Here is a 25,015-nt window from a genome sequence, read left to right as displayed (position 1 = left end):
CCCCGGCTCCTCCACCCTCGCGCGCGAAGGCGCCCCGCCCGGGGTACACCCGGGCGGGGCGCCTTTTCCGCGTGACTCTCAGGCTCCCGCGGGTTCGGGGAGGCCGGGAGAGACGCCCGGGTCACCGGGGGCGGTGGGGCCGGGCACGGCCGGGGCGGACTCGGCGGTGTAGTCCGCGGGGGCAGTCTCGTCGATGCCAGCCGGGGCCTTGAACGCGCGCAGCGCGAGGGTCAGCACGACCGCCACGCCGACGTTGAGGACGAAGGCGGTCAGGCCGATGTAGCCCTTCTCCCCGATCCACGGGATCATGTCCGAGTTGCCGCCGAAGTGCGACTGCGCCGGGGTGCTCTGCTCGTACGCCTTCCACGTCCCGTAGCCCATGCCGGCGGCCCAGCCGGCCAGCAGCGCCCAGCGGTGGAACCAGCGGGTGAACAGGCCGCCGACGATCGCCGGCAGCGTCTGCAGGATCCAGATCCCGCCCAGCAGCTGGAAGTTGATCGCCACCGTCTTGTCCATGGTGAGGACGAAGACCAGCGCGCCGATCTTCACCACCAGGGACACGATCTTGGAGACCGCCGTCTGCTGCGCGGGGGTGGCGTCCGGTTTGATCAGGTCCCGGTAGATGTTGCGGGTGAAGAGGTTGGCCGCCGCGATGGACATGATCGCGGCGGGGACGAGAGCCCCGATGCCGATCGCCGCGAAGGCGACCCCGGCGAACCAGGAGGGGAACATGTTCTCGAACAGCTGCGGGATGGCCAGTTGCGCGTTGTAGCCCTTGCCGCCGACGTCGGCGGCGAGCGCCATGAAGCCGAGCAGCGCCAGCAGGCCCAGCATCAGCGAGTACAGCGGCAGGATCGTGGTGTTGCGGCGGATCGTGTCGCGGCTCTTGCTCGACAGCACCGCCGTCACGGAGTGCGGGTAGAGGAAGAGGGCCATCGCCGAGCCCATCGCCAGTGTGGCGTAGGCCCATTGGGCCTTGGGGCCGGTCACCAGCGAGCCGCGGGCGACCCCGTTGGTCTTGACCGCGTAGGCGTCGGAGGCCTTGCGGAAGATGTCGTCGAAGCCGCCGAGCTTGTACGGGATGTAGATGATCGCGACCGCTATGACGATGTAGATCAGCGCGTCCTTGACGAAGGCGATCAGCGCGGGGGCCCGCAGCCCCGAGGAGTAGGTGTAGGCGGCGAGCACCCCGAAGGCGATCAGCAGCGGCAGGTCCTTGAGGAACCAGTTCGTGGAGTCGCCGCCCCCGACGCCCATCACGTCGAGTACCGCCTGGATGCCCACGAGTTGGAGCGCGATGTACGGCATCGTGGCGATGATGCCGGTGATCGCGACGGCCACCGACAGGCTCTTGGAGCCGAACCGCCCGCGGATGAAGTCCGAGGAGGTCACGTAGCCGTGCTTGTGCGAGACCGACCACAGCCGCGGCAGGAAGAGGAAGACCAGCGGGTAGGTGATGATCGTGTACGGCACGGCGAAGAAGCCGCTTGCGCCCGCCGTGTAGATCGCCGCGGGCACCGCGACGAAGGTGTAGGCGGTGTACAGGTCGCCGCCGAGCAGGAACCACGTCACCCAGGTGCCGAAGCTCCTTCCGCCCAGGCCCCATTCGTCCAGGTGCAGCGGGTCGGCGGCGCGGCGCCAGCGGGCGGCGAGGAAGCCCAGCACCGTCACGGCCAGGAAGAAGAAGATGAAGACGCCGAGTGCGACGCCGTTGACGCCGTCCTTCACTTGGCGTCACCCGCCTTGCGTGCCCGCTCCTCGCGGCGTACGAGCACGTACGCCGCGTACGTCAGCGCGGCCGTCACCGGAACCCAGGCCATCTGGTACCAGTAGAAGAAGGGGATGCCGATGAAGGCCGGCGTCAGGCGCGAGTAGGAGTCCACCCAGAGCAGGGCGACGAAGGGTGCGAGCAGGCACAGCCCGGCCAGCACCCGGCTGGGGGTGACGACCGGTGGCCTTGGGTCCGGTGGTGCTTCCGGCATGGGTGGTGCTCCCGTCCCCTAGAGCGACGTGTGTAGTGCGCACGAAATCTAGGGGAGGCTACCGGCGGCCGTCACTACCCGTGCACGGATCGGTTGCCTTGTCAGCCGTTCGGGCGGCTGAGGCGGGCGACGAACTTGTAGCGGTCGCCGCGGTAGACCGAGCGCACCCACTCCACCGGCTCGCCCGTGGTGTCGATCGAGTGGCGGGAGAGCATCAGCATCGGCAGGCCGACGTCGGTGCCCAGCAGGCCGGCCTCACGCGGGGTGGCGAGCGAGGTCTCGATGGTCTCCTCTGCCTCGGCCAGCCGGACGTCGTAGACCTCGGCGAGCGCGGTGTAGAGGGAGGTGTACTTGGCCAGGCTGCGGCGCAGCGCGGGGAAGCGCTTGGCCGACAGGTGGGTGGTCTCGATCGCCATCGGCTCGGAGTTGGCCAGGCGCAGGCGTTCGATCCGCAGCACCCGGCCGCCGGCCTTCATGTCCAGCAGCCCGGCGAGCCGGTCGTCGGCGGTGATGTAGCCGATGTCCAGCAGCTGGGAGGTGGGTTCCAGGCCCTGGGCGCGCATGTCCTCGGTGTAGGAGGTCAGTTGCAGGGCCTGCGAGACCTTGGGCTTGGCCACGAAGGTGCCCTTGCCCTGGATGCGTTCGAGCCGGCCCTCGACCACGAGTTCCTGGAGCGCCTGCCGGACGGTGGTGCGGGAGGTGTCGAACTCGGTGGCCAGGGTGCGTTCCGGCGGGACCGGGGTGCCGGGCGGCATCGTCTGCGTGATGTCCAGCAGATGGCGCTTGAGCCGGTAGTACTTGGGGACCCGGGCGGTGCGGCCCGCGGCGCCGCTCGCCGTGGTCTCCGCGCTGGTGACCGCGTCGCTCTCCATGACGTTTACTCCCGACTGCTGTCGTGCTGCCGTCACCGGCTCCTCCGTTGATCGCGGCTCACATGGTGGCACGCGCGGCCCTGCGGGAGAGAGGCGGCGGGGGTGTGGTCCCCCTCAGGTGTCGGTCCGATAACAGAGCCGACGGGTGTTCTTATACACCCTTGACACCCCTAAAGGTCTAGGCCAAGCTCCCGGTACTGGTCTAAACCATTAACGACCAATCCCAGACCCACGAGCAGGACTCGGCCGACGTTTCTCGTTGCGGCGGCCGGCATTTCGGGCGGTGGGGGGAGTTTCGGGCATCCTGAGGAGGGTGGCGTGAAGCGCAAGCTCATCGCGGCAATCGGCGTCGCGACAATGATCGTCGGTATTGCGGCGTGTGGATCTGACAAGAAGGACGACAAGGCCGGTGACGGCGGCAAGACGTCCGCCGCGTCGACTGCCTCGTCCATCACTGTATGGCTGACGGTGGACGCGCAGCACAACTGGCCGGAGCTGGTGAAGGCCGCCGACGACGCGATCGCCGCCAAGCACCCGGGGCTGAAGGTCAAGCACGAGTACTACGCGTGGCCGGACAAGAATGCCAAGCTGGACGCCGTGCTCGCCACCGACAAGGCCCCCGACGTCGTCGAGATGGGCAACACCGAGATGGTGCCCTACATGGCCGAGGGTGCCTTCGCCGAGCTGGACCCGTCGAAGTTCGACAACTCCTCGGCGTGGCTCGACGGTCTGAAGCAGTCGGTGAACTACGACGGCAAGACCTACGGCGTGCCGTACTACGCCGCCGCCCGTATCGCGACCTGGCGCAAGGACATCGCCACCGCGGCCGGCATCAAGGACACCCCGAAGAACTGGACCGAGCTGACCGGCGACCTGGACAAGATCCAGTCCAAGGAGGGCGCGAAGTTCAACGCCTGGTACCAGCCCTCGCGTGACTGGTACGCCGGCCTGTCCTTCGTCTACGACGCCGGCGGCGCCATCGCCACCAACGACGGCGGCCAGTGGAAGGGCGCCCTGGAGTCCCCCGCGGCCATCAAGGGCCTCACCACCTGGAAGGACGCCATCGGCAAGTACATGCACGGCGACCTCACCAAGGACGAGTCCGACCGCTACATCGTCTACGGCCAGGGCAAGTCGGCCATGATCTACGCCCCCGGCTGGGAGGCGCCGTCCGCCGCCGACCCGAAGTTCGACAAGACCGGCGGCAAGCTCAAGGACAACCTGGTCAACTTCGTGATGCCCGGCCCGTCCGGCAAGGCCCTACCGGTCTTCCTCGGCGGCTCCGACCTGGCCGTCCCGTCCAAGTCGAAGAACGCCGACCTGGCGGCCGAGTGGATCAACGACTTCACCAACACCCAGGGCCAGACCACGCTGATGAGCAAGGGCAACCTGCCCAACAACAACACGCAGCTGGCCACCCTCAAGGCCGACCCGGCCAACACGGTCACCGCGACCGCGGCCGAGAGCAGCTGGTTCGTCCCGACCGCACCCGGCTGGGGCACCGTCGAGAAGGCCCAGACCATGCAGACGATGCTCCAGGACATCGCCACCGGCAAGAAGTCCGTCGAGCAGGCCGCCAAGGACGCGGACGCCGCGATGGACAAGGTCCTCAACGTCAAGAACTGACCAGCCTCGCAACGTAGACCGGGACCGCTGAGGAGCACGTGATGAGTGCCGCCGATACCACCACCACCAAGGTGCCGCCGCCACGGCGGCACTCATCACCTCCCGGGCGCGGCCCCGGGAGAGTCCGGGCCGCACGCGGCCGCAGGGTCAGGCTGGGCAGGGTGGCGACGCCCTGGCTGCTGCTGGCGCCCTGCATCCTCGTCCTGGTCCTCGTGCTGGGCTACCCGCTGATCAAGCTGGGCACGCTGTCCTTCCAGGACTACAAGAAGCCGCAGCTGTGGGGCTTCAAACCGGCCACCTGGGTCGGCTTCGACAACTACCAGGCGATCCTGTCCGACCACGAGTTCTGGTCCGTGGTGATCAGGACCGTGGTGTTCGCGGGCAGCGCGGTGCTGCTCACCATGGCGATCGGCATGCTGGTCGCCCTGCTGCTCCAGCGGGTCTCCACCTGGGTCCGCACGCTGGTCAACATCGCCCTGGTCGCCAGCTGGGCGATGCCGGTGGTGGTCGCCGTCACCGTCTTCAAGTGGATGTTCGACAGCGACTACGGCGTCGTCAACTGGACGCTGAGCCGGCTGCCCGGCGTCGACTTCGCCGGCCACAACTGGTTCGCCTCAGGCCCCGAGGGGCTGAGCGTCATCATGCTGCAAGTGGTGTGGGGCGCCATCCCGTTCGTGGTGATCACCCTCAGCGCCGGCCTCACCCAGGTCCCCAAGGAGCTGGAGGAGGCGGCCAGGCTCGACGGCGCCGACGCCTTCGGGGTGTTCCGCTACGTGACCTTCCCGATCATCAAGCCGCTGGTCGTGATGATGACGACCCTGTCGGTGATCTGGGACATGGGCGTCTTCGCGCAGGTGTGGCTGATGCGCGGCGGCCACCCGGAACCCGAGTTCCAGCTGCTCACCACCTATTCGTACGAGAAGGCCTTCGGCGTCAACGACTACGCCACCGGCTCCGCCATCGCACTGCTCACCGTGCTGCTGCTGCTCGGTGTGGTCGCGGTGTACATGCGGCAGATGCTGAAGATCGGAGAGGTGGAATGAGCGCGCTGACCTCGCGGCCGACCGCCGCCAACCGCCTGGATGCGGTGAACCGCCGCCGGCGCAACGCCAAGGTGGGCTGGAACCTGCTGGGCCTGCTGGTCTTCGTGCTGGCCGCCTTCCCGGTCTACTGGATGATCAACACGGCGTTCAAGCCCGCCAAGGACGCCATCGACCCCGACCCGCACTTCTTCCCGCTGCCGCTCTCGCTGGAGAACTTCCGCCGGGCGCTGGACATCAGCGACTTCTGGGGACCGGTCGAGCGCAGCCTGATCGTCAGCGCCTCCACCGTGGTGATCGGCTCGATCATCGGCCTGCTCGCGGCGCTGGCCATCTCCCGGTTCGCCTTCCGCGGCCGCAAGATCGTCATCGTCGGCATCCTGACCGTGCAGATGGTGCCGCTGGTCGCGATGATCATCCCGGTCTTCCTGCTGCTCAACCAGATCCACCAGATCGACAAGCTCTCCGGCCTGGTGCTGACGTACCTGACCTTCGTGCTGCCCTTCACCGTATGGACGCTGCGCGGCTTCATCGTCAACATCCCCAAGGAGCTCGAAGAGGCCGCCATGGTGGACGGGTGCAGCCGCACCGGCGCCTTCGTCCGGGTGGTCTTCCCGCTGCTGGCCCCCGGCCTGGTGGCCACCTCGATCTACGGCTTCATCCAGGCCTGGAACGAATTCCTCTACGCCCTGCTGGTGATGAGCCAGGACCACCAGACGGCGACCGTGTGGCTCGGCTCGTTCACCACCCAGCACGGAACCGAGTACGCCCCGATGATGGCCGGCTCCACCATGATGGGTGTCCCCGTGGTGATCCTGTTCCTGCTCGTCCAGCGCAAGATGGCCGCCGGCCTCACGGCCGGGGCGGTGAAGGGATGACCGTCATTTCCCCCGACACGCCTGCGGAACTCCTGGTCCGCGACGCGCTGACCGTCCTGCAGCCCGGGTTCGTCGGCACCACGGCACCCGAGTGGCTGCTCGAACAGCTCGCCCAGGGCCTCGGCGCGGTCGCGCTGTTCGCCCGCAACATCGAGTCGCCCCGGCAACTTGCCGCGCTCACCGCACAGTTGCGGGCGGTGAAGCCCGACGTGCTGGTCGCGGCCGACGAGGAGGGCGGCGACGTCACCCGCCTGGAGGCGCGCGGCGGCTCCTCCTTCCCCGGCAACCTCGCCCTCGGCGCGGTCGACGACGTGAAGCTGACCCGCGCGGTCGCCGCGGAACTCGGCCGCCGGCTCGCCGAGTGCGGGGTGAACCTCAACTGGGCGCCGTCCGCCGACGTCAACTCCGACCCGGGCAACCCGGTGATCGGGGTCCGCTCCTTCGGCTCCGACCCCGACCTCGTGGCCCGCAACACCGCCGCGTACGTCGAGGGCCTACAGTCCGCCGGGGTCGCCGCGTGCGTCAAGCACTTCCCAGGGCACGGGGACACCGCCACCGACTCGCACCACGCGCTGCCGCGTATCGACGTGGACCTCGCGACCCTGCACGCACGTGAACTCGTCCCGTTCCGTGCCGCGTTGGCGGCAGGCACCAAGGTCGTGATGAGCGCGCACATCCTGGTGCCCGCGCTCGACCCGGAACTCCCCGCGACCCTCAGCCCCGCGGCCCTCACCGGCCTGCTCCGCGCCCCGCGCGAGCAGGGCGGCCTCGGCTACGACGGCCTCATTGTCACCGACGGCATCGAGATGCAGGCGATCGCCGCGACGTACGGCATCGAGCGCGGCACCGTGATGGCGCTGGCCGCGGGCGCCGACGCGATCTGCGTCGGCGGCGGGCTCGCCGACGAGGAGACCGTGCACGCGCTGCGTGACGCGATCGTGGCGGCCGTCGGGTCCGGCGCCCTGCCGCGCGAGCGGCTCGCCGACGCCGCGGCCCGGGTCCGTGAACTGGCCGCCTGGGCGGCCGACCGGCAGCCGGGTGCAGCGGTGGGGACCGCACCCGGCGCCGACCCGGCGGGCGCGGCCGGCTTCGACGGCTTCGGTTCCGCCGCCGAGGTCGGCCTCGAAGCGGCCAGGCGGGCGCTGCGGGTGACCCGCGCGCCGGGCTTCGCCGCGCTCGACGGGGCGCCGTACGTGGCCGCCTTCACCCCGGTGGCCAACATCGCGGTCGGCGAGGACACGCCGTGGGGCGTGGCGGCCGAGCTGGAGCGGCTGCTGCCCGGCACCGAGACCGCGACCTTCCGCTCGGCGGACGCGGCAGCCGAGGGGTTCGTACCCGGCGTGCTCGCCGCTGCCGGCGGGCGGCGGATCGTCGCCGTGGTGCGTGACGTGCACCGGCACGGGTGGATGGCCGACGCGCTCGGCGCCGTGGTGGCCGCGAGGCCGGACACGGTGGTCGTCGAGATGGGCGTCCCCCAGGCCCCGCCGTGCGGGGCCCTGCACGTCGCCACCCACGGAGCGGCCCGGGTCTGCGGCGAAGCCGCGGCGGAGGCCATCGCCACGGCCCGCTGAGCCCCTCAGCCGGCCGCGGGGCCCGGCCGGGGCACGTCGCCCCTCGCGCCACGTGCCCGGCGGCGGCCGCCCCCGACGCAGTGCGCCCCCGGGGGCCGTGCGGACACCCCCACGGCCCCCGGTGATCCGGGTCCCCGCGAGGGCGGCGGGCGTGGGGCACAGCGGGCTCTGAAGGGCCCGTCAGACGCCGCCACTGCGGAAGGTGCGGCGGTAGGCGTGCGGCGTCGTGCCGACCCACTGGCCGAAGTGGTGCCGCAGCGTGGCCGCGTTGCCGAAGCCGGCCCTTACCGCGACGGCGTCGACGGTCGCGTCGGTCCCCTCGAGGAGTTCCCGCGCCAGCTGCACCCGCTGCCCCAGCAGCCAGCGGTAGGGCGTGGTGCCCGTCTCCTGCTGGAAGCGCCGGGCGAAGGTCCGGGGCGACATGTGGGCGCGGGCGGCCAGTTCGTCGACGGTGACCTCCCGGTCGAGGTGCCGCTCCATCCAGGAGAGCAGGCCGGTGACCGTGTCGCTGGTGGCCCTGGGCAGCGGCCTGGACACGAACTGGGCCTGGCCGCCCTCGCGGTGCGGGGGGACGACCATCCGGCGGGCGATGCCGTTGGCGACCGCGACGCCCTGCTCCTTGCGCACCAGGTGCAGGCACGCGTCGATGCCCGCGGCGGTGCCGGCCGAGGTGACGACCCGGTCGTCGTCGACGTAGAGCACGTCCGGCTCGACGTGCGCCTTGGGGTGCAGGGCGGCAAGCTCCTCGGTGTGCCGCCAGTGCGCCGCGCAGCGCCTTCCGTCGAGCAGTCCCGCCGCCCCCAGCGCGAAGACCCCGGAGCAGACGCTCAGCACGGTCGCGCCCCGCTCCACGGCCCGGTTGAGCGCCCGCAGCACCTCCCGGGGGAACTCCCGCGCCGTCGAGGCGTCCGCGGCCGGGACGGCGACGAGGTCGGCCTCCTCCAGCCGGTCCAGGTCCTCCCCGGCGACCACGTCGAAGCCCGCGTGCGTGCGCAGCCGCGGGCCCTCCGCCGAGACGACGGCGAAGTCGTAGCCGGGCAGCCCTTCGTCGGTGCGGTCGAGGCCGAACACCTCGCACACCACTCCGAGTTCGAAGGGGTGGACCCCGTCGAGCAGCACCACGGCGACGTTCTGCAGCATGTCCCCGAGCTTCGCACATGGCAGGATGTTGCGGTAGTACGGCAGCACTGCCACTGTCCGCGCGACAGGAGCATCGGCACCATTGACTCATGACAGTTTTCCTGGACATCGCCGCACTCCTCGCCCTGACCGCCACCCTCACCTTCGTGCCGCTCATGGGGCACCGCACCGACGCCCGCATCACCCGTGAACTGCGCGCCGCCGAACGCGGAGAACAGCAGGGACGGCCGCCGGAACAGGCCGCTCCGGCAAGGGAGGACTGGCCTGCGCTGGTCTGAACACCTCCCGGCGCGACACAACATGTGGGCGTTGCCCCGCGACCCGGCACAAGATGTATGCTCAACTCCGCTGCCCGCAGGGGAAGCCGGTGCGAATCCGGCGCTGCCCCGCAACGGTGAGCGGTGGTACGCCCGCGTGCCCCGCACAGCCCGATCGCCTGCCGGCAGCCGGCGTCCGCACGGCCCTTCGGCCGGCGCACGCCGACGAGTCCGGGCCTCGCGGATTGGGCCTGCGGACGCGGTCCGGCATGCCAGAACGCATGCCCGCGACCCCCTCCGCCCCTCCCCCGCGCGGCCGCCGCCGCGTACGAGGGAGACCGCACCACCGTGACCATCGCGCCCGAAGCCCCCATCACCACGGGGGACTCACCCGTAGCCGTGCCGCACAGCGCCGACAGCGCCGGCGCCGACCTGCTGCGCACCCTCGTCGCGCTCTGCGCCGACCTGCCCGACACCGACCCGGGCCGGGTCGCCGCAGCCGCACTGCGGGGGCGCAGCGGCGCCGCCGACGCCGCCGAGCTGCGCGGCCTCGCCACCGAAGCCGCCGCCGGGCTGATCTCGGAGGACCCGGCCTACTCGCGGCTCGCCGCCCGGCTGCTCTCGCTGGCCATCACCGAGGAGGCCGCCGCCCAGGGCGCTTCGTCCTTCACCGCCTCGATCGCCGTGGGCCACCGCGAGGGCCTGGTCGCCGACCGCACGGCGGACTTCGCCGTACGCCACGCGGCCCGGCTCGACGCGCTGGTCGACCGGGCCCTCGCCGACCGCGCCGACGACCGCTTCGGCTACTTCGGCCTGCGCACCCTCTACAGCCGCTACCTGCTGCGGCACCCGCTGAACCGCAAGGTGATCGAGACCCCGCAGCACTTCATGCTGCGGGTCGCCGCGGGGCTCGCGGAGGACGACTCGGCCGCCGCCGTGGACCAGGTCGCCGCGCTCTACCGGCTGATGAGCGCGCTCGACTACCTGCCCAGCTCCCCGACGCTGTTCAACTCCGGCACCCGGCACCCGCAGATGTCGTCCTGCTACCTGCTGGACTCCCCGCTCGACGAGCTGGACTCGATCTACGAGCGCTACCAGCAGGTGGCACGGCTGTCGAAGCACGCCGGCGGCATCGGGCTGTCCTACTCCCGCATCCGGGCCAGGGGTTCGCTGATCCGCGGCACCAACGGGCACTCCAACGGCATCGTCCCGTTCCTGAAGACCCTCGACGCCTCGGTCGCGGCGGTCAACCAGGGCGGCAGGCGCAAGGGCGCCGCCGCGGTCTACCTGGAGACCTGGCACGCCGACATCGAGGAGTTCCTCGAACTGCGGGACAACACGGGCGAGGACGCCCGCCGCACCCACAACCTCAACCTGGCGCACTGGGTGCCGGACGAGTTCATGCGCCGGGTCGACGCCGACGCCGACTGGTCGCTGTTCTCACCCGCCGACGTGCCGGAACTCGTCGACCTGTGGGGCGACGACTTCGACGCCGCCTACCGCGCGGCCGAGGCGGCGGGCCTGGCGCAGCGCACCCTGCCGGCCCGCGAGCTGTACGGCCGGATGATGCGCACCCTGGCGCAGACCGGCAACGGCTGGATGACGTTCAAGGACGCCTCGAACCGCACCGCCAACCAGACCGCGCTGCCCGGCAGGACCGTGCACTCCTCCAACCTGTGCACCGAGATCCTCGAGGTCACCGACGACTCGGAGACCGCGGTCTGCAACCTCGGCTCGGTCAACCTGAGCGGCTTCGTGACGGCGGACGGCGACCTCGACTGGCAGCGGCTGGACCGGACCGTGCACACCGCGGTGACCTTCCTCGACCGCGTCGTCGACATCAACTACTACCCGACCGAGCAGGCGGGCCGCTCCAACTCCCGCTGGCGGCCTGTCGGTCTGGGCGTCATGGGCCTGCAGGACGTCTTCTTCAAGCTGCGGCTGCCGTTCGGCTCCGAGCAGGCCCGCGCGCTGTCCACGAAGATCGCCGAGCGCGTCATGCTCGCCGCGTACGAGGCGTCCTGCGACCTCGCAGAGCGCGATGGGCCGCTGCCCGCCTGGGACCAGACCAGGACCGCCGCGGGCGTCCTGCACCCCGACCACTACGGTGTCGGCTTCCACTGGCCCGAGCGCTGGGCGGCGCTGCGCGAGCGGGTCGCCGCGACCGGGATGCGCAACGCGCTGCTGCTGGCCATCGCCCCGACCGCGACCATCGCCTCGATCGCCGGCTCGTACGAGTGCATCGAGCCGCAGGTGTCGAACCTCTTCAAGCGCGAGACGCTGTCGGGCGAATTCCTCCAGGTCAACTCCTACCTGGTGGCCGACCTGAAGAAGCTCGGGGTGTGGGACGCCCAGACCAGGGAGGCGCTGCGGGACGCCAGCGGCAGCGTGCAGGGCTTCGGCTGGATCCCCGCAGAGGTGCGCGAGCTGTACCGCACCGCGTGGGAGCTGCCGCAGCGCGCGCTGATCGACATGGCGGCGGCCCGCACGCCGTTCCTCGACCAGAGCCAGTCGCTGAACCTGTTCCTGGAGACGCCGACCATCGGCAAGCTCTCCTCGATGTACGCCTACGCCTGGAAGCAGGGCCTCAAGACCACCTACTACCTGCGCTCCCGCCCGGCCACCCGGATCGCCCGTGCCGCCCAGGCGGCCGTTCCCGCGGCGCTGCCCGTCCCGGCGACCGCCGACGCCGACGCGATCGCCTGCTCCCTGGAAAACCCCGAGTCCTGCGAGGCCTGCCAGTGACGACCACCACAACACCCGTCGTGAAGAACCTGCTCGACCCGGGCTTCGAACTGACCCTGCGGCCCATGCGCTACCCGGACTTCTACGAGCGCTACCGCGACGCGATCAAGAACACCTGGACCGTGGAGGAGGTCGATCTGCACTCCGACGTCGCGGACCTGGCCAAGCTCACCCCGGGCGAGCAGCACATGATCGGCCGCCTGGTGGCCTTCTTCGCCACCGGCGACTCGATCGTCTCCAACAACCTGGTGCTCACCCTCTACAAGCACATCAACTCCCCCGAGGCGCGGCTGTACCTGTCCCGCCAGCTCTTCGAGGAGGCCGTGCACGTCCAGTTCTACCTGACGCTGCTCGACACCTACCTGCCCGATCCCGCCGACCGGGCCGCCGCGTTCGACGCCGTCGAGGAGATCCCGTCGATCCGCGAGAAGGCGCAGTTCTGCTTCCGCTGGATGGCCAACTTCGACGGGCAGGGGGCGGAGAAGATCGACCGCCTCGAATCCCGCGAGGACCGGCGCCGCTTCCTGCTCAACCTGATCTGCTTCGCGGCCTGCATCGAAGGCCTCTTTTTCTACGGCGCCTTCGCCTACGTCTACTGGTTCCGCTCCCGCGGGCTGCTGCACGGCCTCGCCACCGGCACCAACTGGGTCTTCAGGGACGAGACCATGCACATGAGCTTCGCCTTCGACGTGGTCGACACCGTACGCAAGGAGGAGCCCGACCTCTTCGACGACGCGCTGCGGCAGGAGGTCACCGACATGCTGCGCGAAGCGGTCGACGCCGAGCTGCAGTTCGGCCGGGACCTGTGCGGGGACGGCCTGCCCGGCATGAACACCGAGTCCATGCGGGCGTATCTGGAGTGCGTCGCCGACCAGCGGCTCGCCCGGCTCGGCTTCCCCGCGCTCTACGGGTCGCAGAACCCCTTCTCCTTCATGGAGTTGCAGGGCGTGCAGGAGCTGACCAACTTCTTCGAGCGCCGCCCCTCTGCCTACCAGGTGGCGGTGGAGGGCACGGTGGCGCTCGACGAGGACTTCTGACGCGACGTGCCGGGCACGGGGGCCCGGCCGTCGCGGGCGGGCTCAGTCGTTCGGCACGGTCGCGAACTTGGGGGTGGCCTCCGCCATCTGGCGGAGGACGTCCTTGCGGTCCCGCTTGGAGAGCCGGTCGATGTAGAGCCGACCGTAGAGGTGGTCGGTCTCGTGCTGGAGGCAGCGGGCGAAGTAGCCGCTGCCCTGCACCACGATCGGCTCGCCGTGCAGGTCCTGGCCGCGCACCACCGCGTAGTCCGGGCGCGGCGTCTCCATGTACGCGCCCGGGACCGACAGGCAGCCCTCGTTGGAGTCGTCCAGGTGCCGCCGCTCCGCGGGCAGGTCCTCCAGCACCGGGTTGCACACGATCCCGACGTGGCGGACGCCGTCGTCGTCGGGGCAGTCGTAGACGAACATCTTCAGGTCGACGCCGATCTGGTTCGCGGCGAGCCCCACGCCCTCGGCGGCGCGCTGGCTGGCGAACATGTCGTCGGCCAGGGCGACGAGCTCGTCGCCGAAGTCGGTGACCTCCAGGCACTCCCGGTGCAGCACCGGATTGCCCACGACGGTGATCGGGCGGACCGTCCCGCGCTCCCGGTGGGCCAGCTCACGGGCCTCCGCGTCCGTCACGTCGTCGAGGAACGGCTCCCCGGGGGGAGTGGTGGGGGTCTCGGTGTGCTGCTGGGACATCTGAGCCGTACGCCTTCCGGGCGGGTGAGTGATCCGTCCAGGGTACGGCCCCCCTCCGGTCGCCGTCTCCGCTTCCCCACGGCCTCCCTGTGATGTGCGCCCCGGCGCCGCGCCCGGCGGGGGCTCACGGGTCAGCAGGCGGTCAGCAGACCTCTTCCAGATCGCGCCAGGCCCTGGTGGAGGGCGAGTCCGCCACCCAGCCGTCGAGGAGGCCGCGCACCAGGCCGACCGGCGCCGCTATGCCGCACTCCCTTTCAGGGGACCAGTGGTGTCCCGAGCCGTGCTCGCTCAGGTGGCTGAGGTGCCCGGGATGGCCCGGCTCACCGTGGTCGTGCGGGTCACGCGCCGCGGACCCGTCGTCGGTGGGCATCCGGCTCTCGGAGCAGGTACGGCACAGCAGCCGCACCGAGGACGACCAGTCCTCCGCGGCGTAGCCGGCCTCGGCGGCGAGCCGTTCCAGGGCGTCGCGGTCGGCGGGGGCGTCCGCCTCCAGCAGCACCAGCCAGGTCGGGACGGGGGAGGGCGCCCACAGCTCGATCTCGTCGAAGACGGGGTAGACGGACCCGCCGCCGCCCGCGGTGTCCCGCTCGCCGTGCGGCACCCCGTCGTGCAGGACCACCTCGCCCCAGCGGCGGCCGGAGGACGGCAGCGGGATGGACAGCACCTCGACCCTTGCGGGGTCGAGCCGCCGGCCCCACACCACCTCGGCCTCGCCCTCGGGCGAGAGCCGCACGGCGGCGCTGCCCAGCGGCAGCCGCGCGGACTCCTCGCCGCTGCGCGAGCCGGTGCCCGCCGGCATCCGCAGGCCGTACGCCTGCCAGGCGCGGCGGGCCAGCGGCCAGTCCTGGAGCGCGGTGGCGGCGATGCCGAGATTCCACCAGTCGGGGGCGCCGACCGGCCGGTCCAGCAGGGCGACGGCACGCAGCCCGGCGATCCTGGCCTGCGCCCAGTCGTGGCGGAACTTGTGCAGCAGCGCCAGGTTGTACCAGGACTCGGAAAGCCACGGCTCCAGGTCGGCGGCACGGGTCAGCAGCGCGCCCGCGTCGTCGTAGCGGCCGTCGTCGATCAGCGAGAACGCCTGGTCGGTGGCCTGCCGCCACGTGGGCGACGGTCGGTGCCGCACTCTGCCGAAGATCTTCAACGTCGTTACCCGCCTGCCCGCTCAGCCGATCACTGCCAGGACGTCGCCTTCCCGCACCACGATCACGTCCCCCGGGGGGACTCGCACCACCTGAGTGCGGCCCCTTCTCGTACCGCCCGTACGTCGTCGGACAAGCGGGTACGACTCCAACCTTGCACATTTTGGCCGCGGCCTCAGCCCGACTTCCTGCCCTTCACCGCTGCCGTGCCCGCAGCGGCCCTCACCCTGCCTCCTTGCCACCCTCGTGGGCATCCAACCATGCCCAGGTGAGTCGCTTCACGGGCACCCGGGTGAGCGGGACTCACCCGAACGGCCTACAGGCGTGCGTGCCCTTGCGCGCGGACCGGCACGAGCAGGGGCGGCGGCCCTGACGGCGGCCAGGGGTTCCGGGCCAGGGCGCGGCTCAGCGCGGCGACCACCGAAGGGTCGAACTGGCTGCCCGCGCACCGCCGGAGCTCGGCCAGCGCGGCGGCGACCGGGCGGGCCTGGCGGTAACTGCGGGTCGAGGTCATGGCGTCAAGGGCGTCGGCCACGGCGACGATACGGGCGGGCCAGGGGATGTGCCGTCCGGCGAGGCCGTGCGGGTAGCCGCGGCCGTCGAGGCGTTCGTGGTGGTGCAGTACGGCCACCCGGGCCACGGCGGGCACCTCGGCGGCGCGGACCAGCGCGTAGCCGTGGCCGGGGTGGCGCTGCAGGGTCTCCCGCTCGGCGGGGGTGAGCGGTCCTGGCTTGCGCAACAGGCCGCCTGGCACACCGAGTTTGCCGATGTCGTGCAGGGTGCCTGCGAGCCTGAGCGCGGCCACCATGTCGTCGGCGACCCGGAGTTCGATCCCGATCAGCGCGCTGGCCTGGCCGACGCGGTCGCCGTGGCCGCGGGTGTAGGGGTCCTTGAGCTGCATCGCGGCGACCAGCGCCGTGACGAGGCTCACGGCCGGGCCTCGTACTGCCGCACCGGCGGGAGGAGCGGGATGTCCGGGAGAAAGGATTCTGCGGAACCGGAGCGACGGCGGCCGGCACCGTGGGGGAACGACACTGCGAGCGGCCTCCTCCGGCGTGCGGACGGGCGCGGCCCCATCGGAGGCCCTGGCCCCGGCGGGAAACCCCGCCGGACTCAGGACGATAGGACCGCGCCCGCCACCGCAGTGCGGAACGCTCGCTTTACGCCCGTACGGGCGACCCCGCGCGTACCCGCCTTGACGGGGAGCGCGGGGAGCGCGACCGGCTCAGGAGGCCGGTTCTGCCGCCGAGTCGCCGGAGCGGATCATCTCGATCCGCATCATGACCTTCGACCGCAGGTCGGTCGGCACGTCGTCGGAGCCGCAGCACCGCTTGACCAGCTTCTTCACGGCCTGTTCCAGCCCGTACTTCTCCAGGCACGGATGGCACTCCTCGAAGTGCTGCCTGAACTTGGTGCATGCGTCGTCGGACATCTCGTTGTCGAGATATTCGTAGAGGTGGTCGAGCACCTCCGAGCAGTCCGTCTCATGCGCGTTGCCGCAACTCATGAATCCGCGCCCTTCTCATTTCCCGCGCCCGCCGGGACCAGCCCGCGGTCGCGGGCATAGTCCTCCAGCAGTTCGCGCAGCTGACGACGCCCGCGGTGCAGCCTGGACATCACCGTGCCGATGGGCGTTCCCATGATGTCCGCGATCTCCTTGTAGGCAAAGCCCTCGACGTCCGCGAGATACACCGCGATGCGGAATTCCTCGGGAATCGCCTGCAGGGCGGCCTTCACATCGGAGTCGGGCAGGTGGTCGAGAGCCTGCGACTCCGCGGAACGCAGACCGGTCGACATGTGCGACTCGGCGCGGGCGAGCTGCCAGTCCTCGATGTCCTCCGACCCGCTGCGCAGCGGCTCACGCTGCTTCTTGCGGTACGTGTTGATGAAGCTGTTGGTGAGGATGCGGTAGAGCCAGGCCTTCAGATTGGTGCCCTCACGGAACTGGTGGAACGACGCGTACGCCTTCGCGTACGTCTCCTGCACCAGGTCCTCCGCGTCGGCCGGATTGCGGGTCATCCGCAGCGCGGCCGAGTACATCTGGTCGAGGAACCCAAGGGCGTCCCGCTCGAAGCGCTCCGTGCGCTCCGCGATGCTCTCCTGTGCCTGACCGGACGCACCCGCGTTCTCCGCCGTGCTGTCGTCGGTGCCGGTGACCGGACCCACCTCCTCAGAAACGCCAGCGAGTCCCAAAGCGGACACGCTCGTCTCGGAGGATATTGCACTGGCGAGTGACGCGCCTGACCCGCCCTTGCCGGGGTCCTTGCCGTCACCCTTGCCGGACCACTCGGCCCAGTTCACAAAAGGTGCGGCCGCCGGCTGTACGGTGGCCTCTGCCCGGGGCCGGCATGCGGCTGAAACCATGCGGATGCCTCTCTCACCAAAGCCTCGTCACTGCTTTTCGGTCTGACGCCTGGCACAACACCGCTTCCCCTGTCGTCATTCCCGGGGTGGAGACGGCGAAGAGGCGCCGTGCGCGCCGGCGTGCCCGAGGCCGCCGAGCCAGTCGGCGACCGCCCCGGTCAGCACGGCGAGGGCCGCCTCCTGGGTGATGGCCGCCCGCTTGGGCACCCCGAAGGCGTGGTCCGCGTAGGGCACCTCGACCGGCTCGTGGCCCGGCGGGAATTCGGCCGGGCGGCCGAAGGCGTCGTGGCCGCCCTGCACCCCGAGCAGCGGCAGCGCTCCCGCGGCGGCGGTCAGTTCCGCGGCCCGGGAGGACTCGGGGCGCCCCGGCGGGTGCAGCGGGAAGGCGAGCGCCAGGACGGCGGCGGCGCCGAGGCGCTCCGCCGTACGGCAGGCGACCCGGGCGCCCGCGCTGCGGCCGCCCGCGACCACCGGCAGGCCGGGCGCGGCGAGGGCCGGCCACAGGGCGGTCCACCCGGTGTCCAGCGTGGCGGGCGCGGGGGCGATCCTCCGGCCGGCCACCCGCCAGGGCTGCTCCACCAGGGCGACGAGCACGCCCGCTGCGGGCAGTACCGAGGCCAGCGCGACCAGGTCGGGCGCCTGGATGCCGCCGCCCGCGCCGTGGCCGAGCGCGAGCACGCTGCGCGGCCGGCCGGCGCCGTACCAGCTGATCCTCGCGGGACCGGCGGGAGTGTCGACCTCTTCCGTCCGCGGGGCGGCGGGGGCGGGCGGTGCGTCCATCAGAAAAGTGTCTCCTCCTCGGGCGCGGGCAGCTCGTCGAGGAGTTCCGGCCCGTTGTTCGCGACATTGCTCACAGCGGTGCCCACCGGATAGGCCCGCATCAGGCCCTCGGGGGGCGGTGCGAGCAGGTCGCGCAGCGCGTCGGGTTCCGTGGTGGACGGGTCGAGCCAGGCATCCCACCGGTCGGGGGTCATCACCAGCGGCATCCGGGGGTGGATGTCGGCCAGCGCGCGCGGCCCGCGGCCGTCGTGGCCGGCCAGCGCGCCGGTCTCGGCCGCGGTGGTGATCACCGTGCAGGTGGTCCACCAGGCGCGCGGGTGGTCGTCGGGCAGCGTGCCGTCCCGCCAGAACTCGTAGAGGCCGGCCATCGCCATCACCGAGCCGTCGGCCGGCGTCACGAAATACGGCTGCTTGCGGGCCCGCTTGCGCCCGACCTGCATCTCCAACTGCCGCTCGCCTGCCGCGGTGACCCACTCGTAGTAGCCGTCGGCCGGTATCAGGCAGCGCCTGACGGCCAGGGCGCGGCGGAAGGACGGCTTCTCCGCCACGGTCTCGGCCCGCGCGTTGATCAGCTTCACGCCCATGTCGGGGGTCTTCGCCCAGGCCGGCACCAGGCCCCAGCGCAGCATCCGCAGCTGCCGTACCGGGTCGGGGGAACCGGAGTCGCGCACCGGACGGTCCAGAACGACAGGGACGTCCTTCGTCGGCGCCACGTTGTAGTCCGGGGCGAGTGCCTCGGTGGGGTCCCACTTCGTGACACCGAACAGGGCCGTAAGGTCTTCTGGTTTCCGGCTCGCCGCATATCGACCGCACATGGGTGCCAGACTGCCACGGTCACGGGCCCGGGCGGCGCCCCGATCGCAAGCACGTACGAAGAATTCGCACACGGAACGCACGAGGGAATGGGCTGGATGAACGTCGCGAACATCGGCGAGATGTGGGACCGGCTGACCGGGACGCAGGCCGACCCGCCGCGCTGGCTGATCGGCGCGACGGCCGCGCTCGCGCTCGCTGCGGTGCTGTCGGGCGGAGTGTGGCGTGTGGTGCGCAACGCGGTGACGATCGCGCACGAGGGCGGGCACGGCCTGGTGGCGCTGCTCAGCGGGCGGCGACTCGACGGCATAAGGCTGCATTCCGACACCTCGGGGTTGACGGTCTCCCGCGGCAGGCCGACGGGCCTCGGCATGGTGCTGACCGCCGCCGCCGGCTACACGGCGCCACCGCTGCTCGGCCTGGCGGGCGCGGCCCTGCTGGCCGCCGGGCACATAACCGCGCTGCTGTGGGGGGCGACCGCGCTGCTGCTGGTGATGCTGGTCATGATCCGCAATGCGTACGGGGCGCTGACCGTGGTGCTGACCGGGGCGCTCTTCCTGCTGGTGTCGTGGCTGACCAAGGCGCAGGTGCAGGCGGCCTTCGCGTATCTGGTGGTGTGGTTCCTGCTGGCCGGCGGCGCCCGGCCGGTCGCCGAGCTGCAGCGCTCCCGGCGCAGGGACCGCAGCGGCTCCTCGGACGCCGACCAGCTGGCCCGGCTGACCAGCACCCCGGCCGCGCTGTGGCTGTTCTTCTTCTACGTGGTCGCCGGCTGCGCCCTGGTCGGCGGCGGGCGCTGGCTGCTGATCCGCTGACCCGGCCGCGGCGCCGCCGGTCCTGGCCCGGTCCGGTGCCGTCCGGCCGGCACGACGGCCCGTTTCCGGGTTCCCCGGGTCGTGGTCCGCCCCGCAGGACCCCGGAATCAGACATTCCGGTCTCGATGACCTTGGCGTGACCTCCGGTTTCCGGGATGTTTCGGCTCATTCGCCAACTTATCTCCCCGTACCCGAGCCACTACGCTGGGCCTCATGAGCGACAGCGCCGCGCACTCCCCCCACTGGTGGGCCGCCCCCACCGCGCCCGGTGCCGTGGACGCAACCGTCACGGTGCCCGGATCGAAGTCGGTCACCAACCGCGCCCTGGTGCTGGCCGCGCACTCCTCGGAACCCGGATGGGTGCGCAGGCCGCTGCGCAGCCGGGACACCGTCCTGATGGCGGACGCGCTGCGGTCGATGGGCGTGCAGATCGACGAGACGGTCAACCCCGACGGCGGCGAGGCCTGGCGGATCATCCCCGCCGGGCTGCACGGCCCGGCCACCGTCGACGTCGGCAACGCGGGCACGGTGATGCGCTTCCTGCCCCCGGTGGCCGCGCTCGCCGACGGCCCGGTCCGCTTCGAAGGCGACGCGCGCGCGTACGAGCGCCCGCTGCACGGCGTGATCGACGCGCTGCGGGCGCTGGGCGCGCGGATAGACGACGAGGGCCGCGGCTCGCTGCCGCTGACCGTGCACGGGGCCGGATCGCTGACCGGCGGGGCGGTGGACGTCGACGCGTCCTCCTCGTCGCAGTTCGTCAGCGCGCTGCTGCTGTCGGGGCCGCGCTTCAACAAGGGCCTCGAAGTCCGCCACACCGGCCGCACCCTGCCGTCGGTGCCGCACATCCGGATGACCGTCGACATGCTGCGCAAAGCCGGCGCCCGGGTCGACGCCCCGCAGGACGGCGGCGCCAGGAACGTCTGGCGGGTCACCGCGGGCGCCCTGCTCGGCCGGGACCTGACGGTGGAGCCCGACCTGTCCAACGCGGCGCCCTTCCTGGCGGCGGCCCTGGTGACCGGCGGCCGGGTGACCGTCCCCGGCTGGCCGCGCCGCACCACCCAGCCGGGTGACGCGCTGCGGGAGATCTTCACCCGGATGGGCGGCTCCTACGAGCAGACCGACCACGCGCTGACCTTCCGCGGCACCGGCCGGATCCGCGGCATCACCGCCGACCTGCACGACGTGGGCGAGCTGGCCCCGGTGATCGCGGCGGTGGCCGCGCTCGCCGACGGCGAGTCGGTGCTCTCCGGCATCGCGCACCTGAGGATGCACGAGACCGACCGGCTCGCGGCGCTGACCAAGGAGCTGGGCGAGCTGGGCTGCGACGTCACCGAGACCGAGGACGGGCTGCGGATCCGCCCGCGCCCGCTGCACGGCGGCGACTTCCACACCTACGAGGACCACCGGCTGGCCACCGCGGCCGCCGTGCTCGGCCTGGCCGTCGACGGCGTGCGGGTGGAGAACGTGGCGACCACCGCCAAGACGCTGCCGGACTTCCCCGAGCTGTGGACCGCGATGCTGGGCGCACCGGCGGGGCGGGGCTGACACGTGCGGCGCTACGGCAAGAATCCCGACGAGGACGACATCAGGGTCCGCCCCAACAGCAGGGGCACCAGGCCGCGTACGACCATCAGGCCCAAGCACGAGGACGCCGCGGAGGGCATGGTGCTGACCGTGGACCGCGGCCGGCTCACGGTGCTGGTCGACGACCGCGAGGTCACCGCGATGAAGGCCCGCGAACTCGGCCGCAAGTCCGCGGTCGTGGGCGACCGGGTCGCGGTGGTCGGCGACCTGTCGGGGCAGAAGGACACACTGGCCCGGATAGTCAGGGTCGAGGCGCGCAAGTCGGTGCTGCGGCGGACCGCGGACGACGACGACCCCTTCGAGCGGGTGGTCGTCGCCAACGCCGACCAGCTGGCCATCGTCACCGCGCTGGCCGACCCCGAACCGCGCCCCCGGATGATCGACCGCTGCCTCGTGGCCGCCTACGACGCCGGCCTCGAGCCGCTGCTGGTCCTCACCAAGTCCGACCTCGCGGCCGCGGAGCCGCTGCTGGAGACGTACGGCGCGCTCGACCTGGACTACGTGGTCACCAACCGGGAGGACTTCACCACCGGCGGGGTCGACCAGATCCGCGAGCGCCTGGCAGGCCGGGTCACCGCCTTCGTCGGGCACAGCGGCGTCGGCAAGACCACCCTGGTCAACGCGCTGGTGGAGCGTCAGCGCAGCACCGGCGTGGTCAACGCGGTGACCGGGCGCGGCCGGCACACCACCACCTCGGCGCTCGCGCTGCCGCTGCCGGGTGACGGGCCGGAGGGTGCCGCCGGCTGGGTGATCGACACTCCGGGCGTGCGCTCCTTCGGACTGCACCACATCGACCCGTCCCGGGTCATCCAGGCCTTCCCCGACCTCGAACCCGGCACCGAGGAGTGCCCGCGCGGCTGTTCGCACGACGAGAAGGACTGCGCGCTGGACGCCTGGGTGGCAGCCGGCCACGCGGAACCCGCCCGTCTGGACTCGCTGCGCCGGCTGCTGGCCACCCGCGAACGCCGCGAGGGGGACTGACCGGTACGGTTGGGGCCTGTCCTGCGGAGGTTGCGGGACAGGCCCGCGCCTCCTCACTTCCCCGGTGTGCTGTGTGATGATCGACAGCGCACCCGCCGGTGCGTACCGACGGACAGGCGGGGCAGCAGCGTCATGAGCCGAACGAGCCGAAACGGAGGCGCCCGATGGCCTGGCTCCTGGTGGTGGTCGCGGGTCTCTTCGAGACCGGCTTCGCGGTCTGCCTCAAGCTGTCGCACGGCTTCACCAGGCTGTGGCCCACCGTCGCCTTCTGCGTCTTCGCCCTCGGCTCCTTCGGGCTGCTCACCCTGTCGCTGAAGAAGCTCGACGTCGGGCCTGCGTACGCCGTGTGGACCGGCATCGGCGCGGCCGGCACCGCGATCTACGGCATGGCCTTCCTCGGCGACCTGGTCTCCGCCCTCAAGCTCGTCTCGATCTCGCTGGTCCTGGTGGGCGTCATCGGCCTGCAGATCTCCGGCTCATCGCACTGACCCGCCGCCCGGCCCGACGGCCCGCCCGCCCCGGCGTTCACGGCACCGGCCGCGCCGACGGGCCCGCGGGCCAGGACAGCAGACTGCGGATCAGCTGCGCGATCCGCAGGCACGATTCCCGGTCGTCGGCGGCCGGCGCGATCACGTACGACAAGGTGAGCCGCAGCGCCGCCTCGCACGCCCAGCCGATGTCCTCCGGCCGCAGCCGCGGGTAGCCGCGGACCAGAGCGGCGACCGTACGGGCGTGGACGACGTCGACCAGGCCGGCGCTCCCGCCCGGCTCGGGCCGGGCGGGCGGGGGTACCGCGAAAGGCCCTTCCGGCGGCGGGGACGCGGTGAGGGCCGAGCGGATCAGCGGGCTGCGGCGGGCGGACCGCAGCGTCCAGCCGGCGGCGGCCGCGAAGCACTCCCCCGCGTCGGCGCCCGAGCGGCGGGCCGCGGCCAGGGCGCGGTCCACACCGGCGAGGAAGACGTCGGTCTCCCGGCCGGCGAGGGCCCTGGCCAGCCCTTCCTTGCTGCTGAACTCGTTGTAGAGGGTCTGCCGGGACACCCCCGCGGCGGCCGCCACCTCGGCCATCCTGACCGCGCCCCAGGGCCGTTCGCCGAGCGCGGCGAAGGCCGCGTCCATGAGTGCGTCTCGCACGGTAGGCATCGGTGCCTCCAGGCGGTGCCTCCGGGCCGACCCCGTGAGGGGCGGCGGTGTGGCGGACGGACGGCCGTGTACGGAGAATTGACGCGGCGCCGGGGTCTGTCAAGGTCCCGCGTCGGCCTTCCGCGCACGCCGCCGCGCTACTGTTCGGCCCATGCCCGACTTCAACGACGACCTGCGGCTGGCCCATGTACTGGCCGACGCGGCCGACTCCGCGACCATGGCCCGCTTCAAGGCGCTGGACCTCAAGGTCGAGACCAAACCCGACCTGACACCGGTCAGCGAGGCGGACAAGGAAGCCGAGGAGCTGATCCGCGGCCAGTTGGGCCGCGCCAGGCCGCGGGACGCGGTGCTGGGCGAGGAGTACGGCAGCCACGGCACGGGCCCGAGGCGCTGGATCGTCGACCCGATCGACGGCACCAAGAACTACGTGCGCGGGGTGCCGGTGTGGGCCACCCTGATCGCCCTGGTGGTACGCGGCGAGCACGGCGACGAGGGCGTCGTCGGCGTGGTGTCGGCGCCGGCGCTCGGCCGCCGCTGGTGGGCGGCCAAGGGCGGCGGCGCGTACACCGGGCGCAGCCTGATGTCGGCGACGCGGCTGCACGTCTCCCGGGTGGGCCGGCTCGAGGACGCCTCCTTCGCGTACTCGTCGCTGAGCGGCTGGGAGGAGCAGGGCCGTCTCGACGGCTTCCTGCACCTGTCGCGCAACTGCTGGCGCACCCGCGGCTACGGCGACTTCTGGCCGTACATGATGGTCGCCGAGGGCTCGGTCGACATCTGCGCGGAACCCGAGTTGAGCCTGTGGGACATGGCGGCGAACGACGTGATCGTGCGGGAGGCGGGCGGCCGCTTCACCTCGCTCGACGGCGTGCCCGGCCCCTTCGGCGGCAACGCGGCGGCGTCCAACGGGCTGCTGCACGAGGACCTGTTGGGCTATCTGGGCGGTTCCTGACCGGATGTCACCGGCCCTGCGCGCACCCTTGCCCACGGAAGGGGCGCGTGTGAATATGTGGGTACTCCCGCTTGTGAATTTGTGAATCCGTTCACGGAACGGCTGCACACACCACCAGGAGGTGCCTGCCCATGCTGGTCCGCGACGCGATGAGCACGGTGGTTCTCACCATCGGCCCCGCTCATACCCTCCGCCAGGCCGCCCAGCTGATGTCCGCCCGCCGTGTCGGCGCGGCCATCGTCCTCGACACCGACACCTGCGGTCTCGGCATCCTGACCGAGCGCGACGTACTCAACGCCATCGGCGCCGGACTGAGCCCCGACCAGGAGCTCGCCCACGCCCACACCACCACCGACGTCGTCTTCGCCGCCCCCCAGTGGACCCTCGAAGAGGCGGCCACCGCCATGCTGCACGGCGGCTTCCGCCATCTGATCGTCCTCGAAGGCCGCGATCCGGTCGGCGTGGTCTCGGTCCGCGACATCATCGGCTGCTGGGCGCCCGCGCGATCCGCGATCCCCGCCTGAATGCCGCCCCCCGAACAGGCGTGACGAAGGGGCCGGAGCCCTTTGGCGTCCGGCCCCTTCGGCCTCTCGGTCAAGCGCTGGATCAGCAGCGGAGGGCCTT

The 25,015-nt window shown here is 71.8% G+C and carries 24 protein-coding genes, 1 pseudogene and 1 riboswitch; of the genes and pseudogenes, 13 read left to right on the top strand and 12 right to left on the bottom strand.

Annotated features, from left to right (window positions below; translation table 11 throughout):
* Nucleotides 1–78: 78 nt before the first annotated feature.
* The 3 genes from mctP to ACGFMP_RS23460 all read right to left on the bottom strand — a co-directional run bounded on the left by mctP (nt 79) and on the right by ACGFMP_RS23460 (nt 2,854).
* The gene (gene mctP / locus ACGFMP_RS23470; protein WP_393674899.1) at nt 79–1,728 is read right to left on the bottom strand and encodes a monocarboxylate uptake permease MctP; all 1,650 of its coding nucleotides are present in this window, start codon (nt 1,726–1,728) and stop codon (nt 79–81) included.
* Nucleotides 1,725–1,982 (bottom strand): DUF3311 domain-containing protein, encoded by a 258-nt coding sequence (locus tag ACGFMP_RS23465; RefSeq protein WP_393674898.1) that lies wholly within the window; start codon nt 1,980–1,982, stop codon nt 1,725–1,727. The genes mctP and ACGFMP_RS23465 overlap by 4 nt, the downstream gene beginning before the upstream one ends.
* 101 nt (nt 1,983–2,083) lie before the next feature.
* Nucleotides 2,084–2,854 (bottom strand): GntR family transcriptional regulator, encoded by a 771-nt coding sequence (locus ACGFMP_RS23460; protein ID WP_393674989.1) that lies wholly within the window; start codon nt 2,852–2,854, stop codon nt 2,084–2,086.
* A gap of 318 nt (nt 2,855–3,172) precedes the next feature.
* Between ACGFMP_RS23460 and ACGFMP_RS23455 the strand changes: the two genes are divergently transcribed.
* Genes ACGFMP_RS23455 through ACGFMP_RS23440 form a run of 4 tightly spaced genes read left to right on the top strand, consistent with a single transcriptional unit; the run spans nt 3,173 to nt 7,969 of the window.
* Nucleotides 3,173–4,480 (top strand): extracellular solute-binding protein, encoded by a 1,308-nt coding sequence (locus ACGFMP_RS23455; RefSeq protein WP_393674897.1) that lies wholly within the window; start codon nt 3,173–3,175, stop codon nt 4,478–4,480.
* 41 nt (nt 4,481–4,521) lie between these two features.
* Complete coding sequence (locus tag ACGFMP_RS23450) at nt 4,522–5,523, top strand: carbohydrate ABC transporter permease (protein WP_393674896.1); 1,002 nt, start codon at nt 4,522–4,524, stop codon at nt 5,521–5,523.
* Complete coding sequence (locus tag ACGFMP_RS23445) at nt 5,520–6,398, top strand: carbohydrate ABC transporter permease (RefSeq protein ID WP_393674895.1); 879 nt, start codon at nt 5,520–5,522, stop codon at nt 6,396–6,398. The genes ACGFMP_RS23450 and ACGFMP_RS23445 overlap by 4 nt, the downstream gene beginning before the upstream one ends.
* Nucleotides 6,395–7,969 carry a glycoside hydrolase family 3 protein gene (locus ACGFMP_RS23440; RefSeq protein ID WP_393674894.1) on the top strand — a complete coding sequence of 525 codons (1,575 nt, stop codon included), beginning with the start codon at nt 6,395–6,397 and terminating at the stop codon, nt 7,967–7,969. Before ACGFMP_RS23445 ends, ACGFMP_RS23440 begins: the two co-directional genes overlap by 4 nt.
* Before the next feature lie 180 nt (nt 7,970–8,149).
* Here ACGFMP_RS23440 and ACGFMP_RS23435 read toward each other — a convergent pair whose 3' ends face one another.
* Nucleotides 8,150–9,109 (bottom strand): helix-turn-helix domain-containing protein, encoded by a 960-nt coding sequence (locus tag ACGFMP_RS23435; protein ID WP_393674988.1) that lies wholly within the window; start codon nt 9,107–9,109, stop codon nt 8,150–8,152.
* 89 nt (nt 9,110–9,198) lie between these two features.
* Here ACGFMP_RS23435 and ACGFMP_RS23430 point away from each other — a divergent pair, with 89 nt between their 5' ends.
* The 3 genes from ACGFMP_RS23430 to ACGFMP_RS23420 all read left to right on the top strand — a co-directional run bounded on the left by ACGFMP_RS23430 (nt 9,199) and on the right by ACGFMP_RS23420 (nt 13,148).
* Complete coding sequence (locus tag ACGFMP_RS23430; RefSeq protein WP_393674893.1) at nt 9,199–9,387, top strand: hypothetical protein; 189 nt, start codon at nt 9,199–9,201, stop codon at nt 9,385–9,387.
* Between the two features lie 50 nt (nt 9,388–9,437).
* A riboswitch (cobalamin riboswitch) is annotated at nt 9,438–9,568 on the top strand.
* A gap of 146 nt (nt 9,569–9,714) precedes the next feature.
* Nucleotides 9,715–12,111 (top strand): ribonucleoside-diphosphate reductase subunit alpha, encoded by a 2,397-nt coding sequence (locus tag ACGFMP_RS23425; RefSeq protein WP_393674892.1) that lies wholly within the window; start codon nt 9,715–9,717, stop codon nt 12,109–12,111.
* A gap of 65 nt (nt 12,112–12,176) precedes the next feature.
* Entirely contained in the window at nt 12,177–13,148 is a 972-nt protein-coding gene (locus ACGFMP_RS23420; RefSeq protein WP_393674987.1) for a ribonucleotide-diphosphate reductase subunit beta, read from the top strand.
* Nucleotides 13,149–13,190: 42 nt separating this feature from the next.
* On the opposite strand, the gene def is transcribed toward ACGFMP_RS23420, so the two are convergent.
* The 7 genes and pseudogenes from def to ACGFMP_RS23385 all read right to left on the bottom strand — a co-directional run bounded on the left by def (nt 13,191) and on the right by ACGFMP_RS23385 (nt 18,927).
* Nucleotides 13,191–13,829 carry a peptide deformylase gene (gene def / locus ACGFMP_RS23415; RefSeq protein ID WP_393674891.1) on the bottom strand — a complete coding sequence of 213 codons (639 nt, stop codon included), beginning with the start codon at nt 13,827–13,829 and terminating at the stop codon, nt 13,191–13,193.
* Nucleotides 13,830–13,971: 142 nt separating this feature from the next.
* Nucleotides 13,972–14,970 (bottom strand): tetratricopeptide repeat protein, encoded by a 999-nt coding sequence (locus ACGFMP_RS23410; protein WP_393674890.1) that lies wholly within the window; start codon nt 14,968–14,970, stop codon nt 13,972–13,974.
* A gap of 314 nt (nt 14,971–15,284) precedes the next feature.
* Nucleotides 15,285–15,890, bottom strand: a pseudogene (locus ACGFMP_RS23405) (HD-GYP domain-containing protein); the annotation flags it as partial.
* A 303-nt stretch (nt 15,891–16,193) separates the two neighbouring features.
* A complete protein-coding gene (gene rsrA, locus ACGFMP_RS23400; protein ID WP_393674888.1) occupies nt 16,194–16,475 on the bottom strand; it encodes a mycothiol system anti-sigma-R factor in 282 nt (93 codons plus the stop codon).
* Nucleotides 16,472–17,134, bottom strand: coding sequence for a sigma-70 family RNA polymerase sigma factor (locus ACGFMP_RS23395; protein ID WP_393674887.1), 663 nt, complete (start codon nt 17,132–17,134; stop codon nt 16,472–16,474). Before ACGFMP_RS23395 ends, rsrA begins: the two co-directional genes overlap by 4 nt.
* A 273-nt stretch (nt 17,135–17,407) precedes the next feature.
* Complete coding sequence (locus tag ACGFMP_RS23390; protein ID WP_393674886.1) at nt 17,408–18,112, bottom strand: alpha/beta family hydrolase; 705 nt, start codon at nt 18,110–18,112, stop codon at nt 17,408–17,410.
* The gene (locus ACGFMP_RS23385; RefSeq protein WP_393674884.1) at nt 18,112–18,927 is read right to left on the bottom strand and encodes an SOS response-associated peptidase; all 816 of its coding nucleotides are present in this window, start codon (nt 18,925–18,927) and stop codon (nt 18,112–18,114) included. The genes ACGFMP_RS23390 and ACGFMP_RS23385 overlap by 1 nt, the downstream gene beginning before the upstream one ends.
* Nucleotides 18,928–19,023: 96 nt before the next feature.
* On the opposite strand from ACGFMP_RS23385, the gene ACGFMP_RS23380 reads away from it, so the two are divergent.
* The 4 genes from ACGFMP_RS23380 (at nt 19,024) to ACGFMP_RS23365 (ending at nt 22,790) form a co-directional block, all read left to right on the top strand.
* On the top strand, nt 19,024–19,737 hold the full coding sequence (locus ACGFMP_RS23380; RefSeq protein WP_393674883.1) for a M50 family metallopeptidase: 714 nt from the start codon (nt 19,024–19,026) through the stop codon (nt 19,735–19,737).
* Between the two features lie 213 nt (nt 19,738–19,950).
* Entirely contained in the window at nt 19,951–21,282 is a 1,332-nt protein-coding gene (gene aroA, locus ACGFMP_RS23375; RefSeq protein ID WP_393674882.1) for a 3-phosphoshikimate 1-carboxyvinyltransferase, read from the top strand.
* Between the two features lie 3 nt (nt 21,283–21,285).
* Nucleotides 21,286–22,302: a ribosome small subunit-dependent GTPase A gene (rsgA, locus tag ACGFMP_RS23370; RefSeq protein WP_393674881.1), complete on the top strand. Its 1,017-nt coding sequence runs from the start codon at nt 21,286–21,288 to the stop codon at nt 22,300–22,302.
* A 164-nt stretch (nt 22,303–22,466) separates the two neighbouring features.
* Nucleotides 22,467–22,790 (top strand): DMT family transporter, encoded by a 324-nt coding sequence (locus tag ACGFMP_RS23365; protein ID WP_393674880.1) that lies wholly within the window; start codon nt 22,467–22,469, stop codon nt 22,788–22,790.
* Between the two features lie 37 nt (nt 22,791–22,827).
* On the opposite strand, the gene ACGFMP_RS23360 is transcribed toward ACGFMP_RS23365, so the two are convergent.
* Nucleotides 22,828–23,442 carry a TetR family transcriptional regulator gene (locus tag ACGFMP_RS23360; protein WP_393674879.1) on the bottom strand — a complete coding sequence of 205 codons (615 nt, stop codon included), beginning with the start codon at nt 23,440–23,442 and terminating at the stop codon, nt 22,828–22,830.
* Nucleotides 23,443–23,593: 151 nt separating this feature from the next.
* Here ACGFMP_RS23360 and hisN point away from each other — a divergent pair, with 151 nt between their 5' ends.
* Nucleotides 23,594–24,391, top strand: coding sequence for a histidinol-phosphatase (hisN, locus tag ACGFMP_RS23355; RefSeq protein ID WP_393674878.1), 798 nt, complete (start codon nt 23,594–23,596; stop codon nt 24,389–24,391).
* 131 nt (nt 24,392–24,522) lie between these two features.
* Complete coding sequence (locus ACGFMP_RS23350; protein WP_393674877.1) at nt 24,523–24,915, top strand: cyclic nucleotide-binding/CBS domain-containing protein; 393 nt, start codon at nt 24,523–24,525, stop codon at nt 24,913–24,915.
* Nucleotides 24,916–25,015: the final 100 nt, after the last annotated feature.

It is taken from the genome of Streptomyces sp. NPDC049040 (assembly GCF_043197715.1).
Classification (GTDB): Bacteria; Actinomycetota; Actinomycetes; order Streptomycetales; family Streptomycetaceae; genus Actinacidiphila.
Note: the sequence above shows the minus strand (reverse complement) of the source record. Positions and strands in the feature narration are given on the sequence as shown.

Excerpts from the sequence above, each read along its gene's own strand:
- ACGFMP_RS23465 (WP_393674898.1), bottom strand. The coding sequence starts at position 1,982 with ATGCCGGAAGCACCACCGGACCCAAGGCCACCGGTCGTCACCCCCAGC.
- ACGFMP_RS23460 (WP_393674989.1), bottom strand. The coding sequence starts at position 2,854 with ATGGAGAGCGACGCGGTCACCAGCGCGGAGACCACGGCGAGCGGCGCC.
- ACGFMP_RS23450 (WP_393674896.1), top strand. The coding sequence starts at position 4,522 with ATGAGTGCCGCCGATACCACCACCACCAAGGTGCCGCCGCCACGGCGG.
- ACGFMP_RS23445 (WP_393674895.1), top strand. The coding sequence starts at position 5,520 with ATGAGCGCGCTGACCTCGCGGCCGACCGCCGCCAACCGCCTGGATGCG.
- ACGFMP_RS23440 (WP_393674894.1), top strand. The coding sequence starts at position 6,395 with ATGACCGTCATTTCCCCCGACACGCCTGCGGAACTCCTGGTCCGCGAC.
- ACGFMP_RS23435 (WP_393674988.1), bottom strand. The coding sequence starts at position 9,109 with ATGCTGCAGAACGTCGCCGTGGTGCTGCTCGACGGGGTCCACCCCTTC.
- ACGFMP_RS23430 (WP_393674893.1), top strand. The coding sequence starts at position 9,199 with ATGACAGTTTTCCTGGACATCGCCGCACTCCTCGCCCTGACCGCCACC.
- ACGFMP_RS23420 (WP_393674987.1), top strand. The coding sequence starts at position 12,177 with ATGCGCTACCCGGACTTCTACGAGCGCTACCGCGACGCGATCAAGAAC.
- def (WP_393674891.1), bottom strand. The coding sequence starts at position 13,829 with ATGTCCCAGCAGCACACCGAGACCCCCACCACTCCCCCCGGGGAGCCG.
- rsrA (WP_393674888.1), bottom strand. The coding sequence starts at position 16,475 with ATGAGTTGCGGCAACGCGCATGAGACGGACTGCTCGGAGGTGCTCGAC.
- ACGFMP_RS23390 (WP_393674886.1), bottom strand. The coding sequence starts at position 18,112 with ATGGACGCACCGCCCGCCCCCGCCGCCCCGCGGACGGAAGAGGTCGAC.
- ACGFMP_RS23385 (WP_393674884.1), bottom strand. The coding sequence starts at position 18,927 with ATGTGCGGTCGATATGCGGCGAGCCGGAAACCAGAAGACCTTACGGCC.
- ACGFMP_RS23380 (WP_393674883.1), top strand. The coding sequence starts at position 19,024 with ATGAACGTCGCGAACATCGGCGAGATGTGGGACCGGCTGACCGGGACG.
- aroA (WP_393674882.1), top strand. The coding sequence starts at position 19,951 with ATGAGCGACAGCGCCGCGCACTCCCCCCACTGGTGGGCCGCCCCCACC.
- ACGFMP_RS23365 (WP_393674880.1), top strand. The coding sequence starts at position 22,467 with ATGGCCTGGCTCCTGGTGGTGGTCGCGGGTCTCTTCGAGACCGGCTTC.
- ACGFMP_RS23360 (WP_393674879.1), bottom strand. The coding sequence starts at position 23,442 with ATGCCTACCGTGCGAGACGCACTCATGGACGCGGCCTTCGCCGCGCTC.
- hisN (WP_393674878.1), top strand. The coding sequence starts at position 23,594 with ATGCCCGACTTCAACGACGACCTGCGGCTGGCCCATGTACTGGCCGAC.
- ACGFMP_RS23350 (WP_393674877.1), top strand. The coding sequence starts at position 24,523 with ATGCTGGTCCGCGACGCGATGAGCACGGTGGTTCTCACCATCGGCCCC.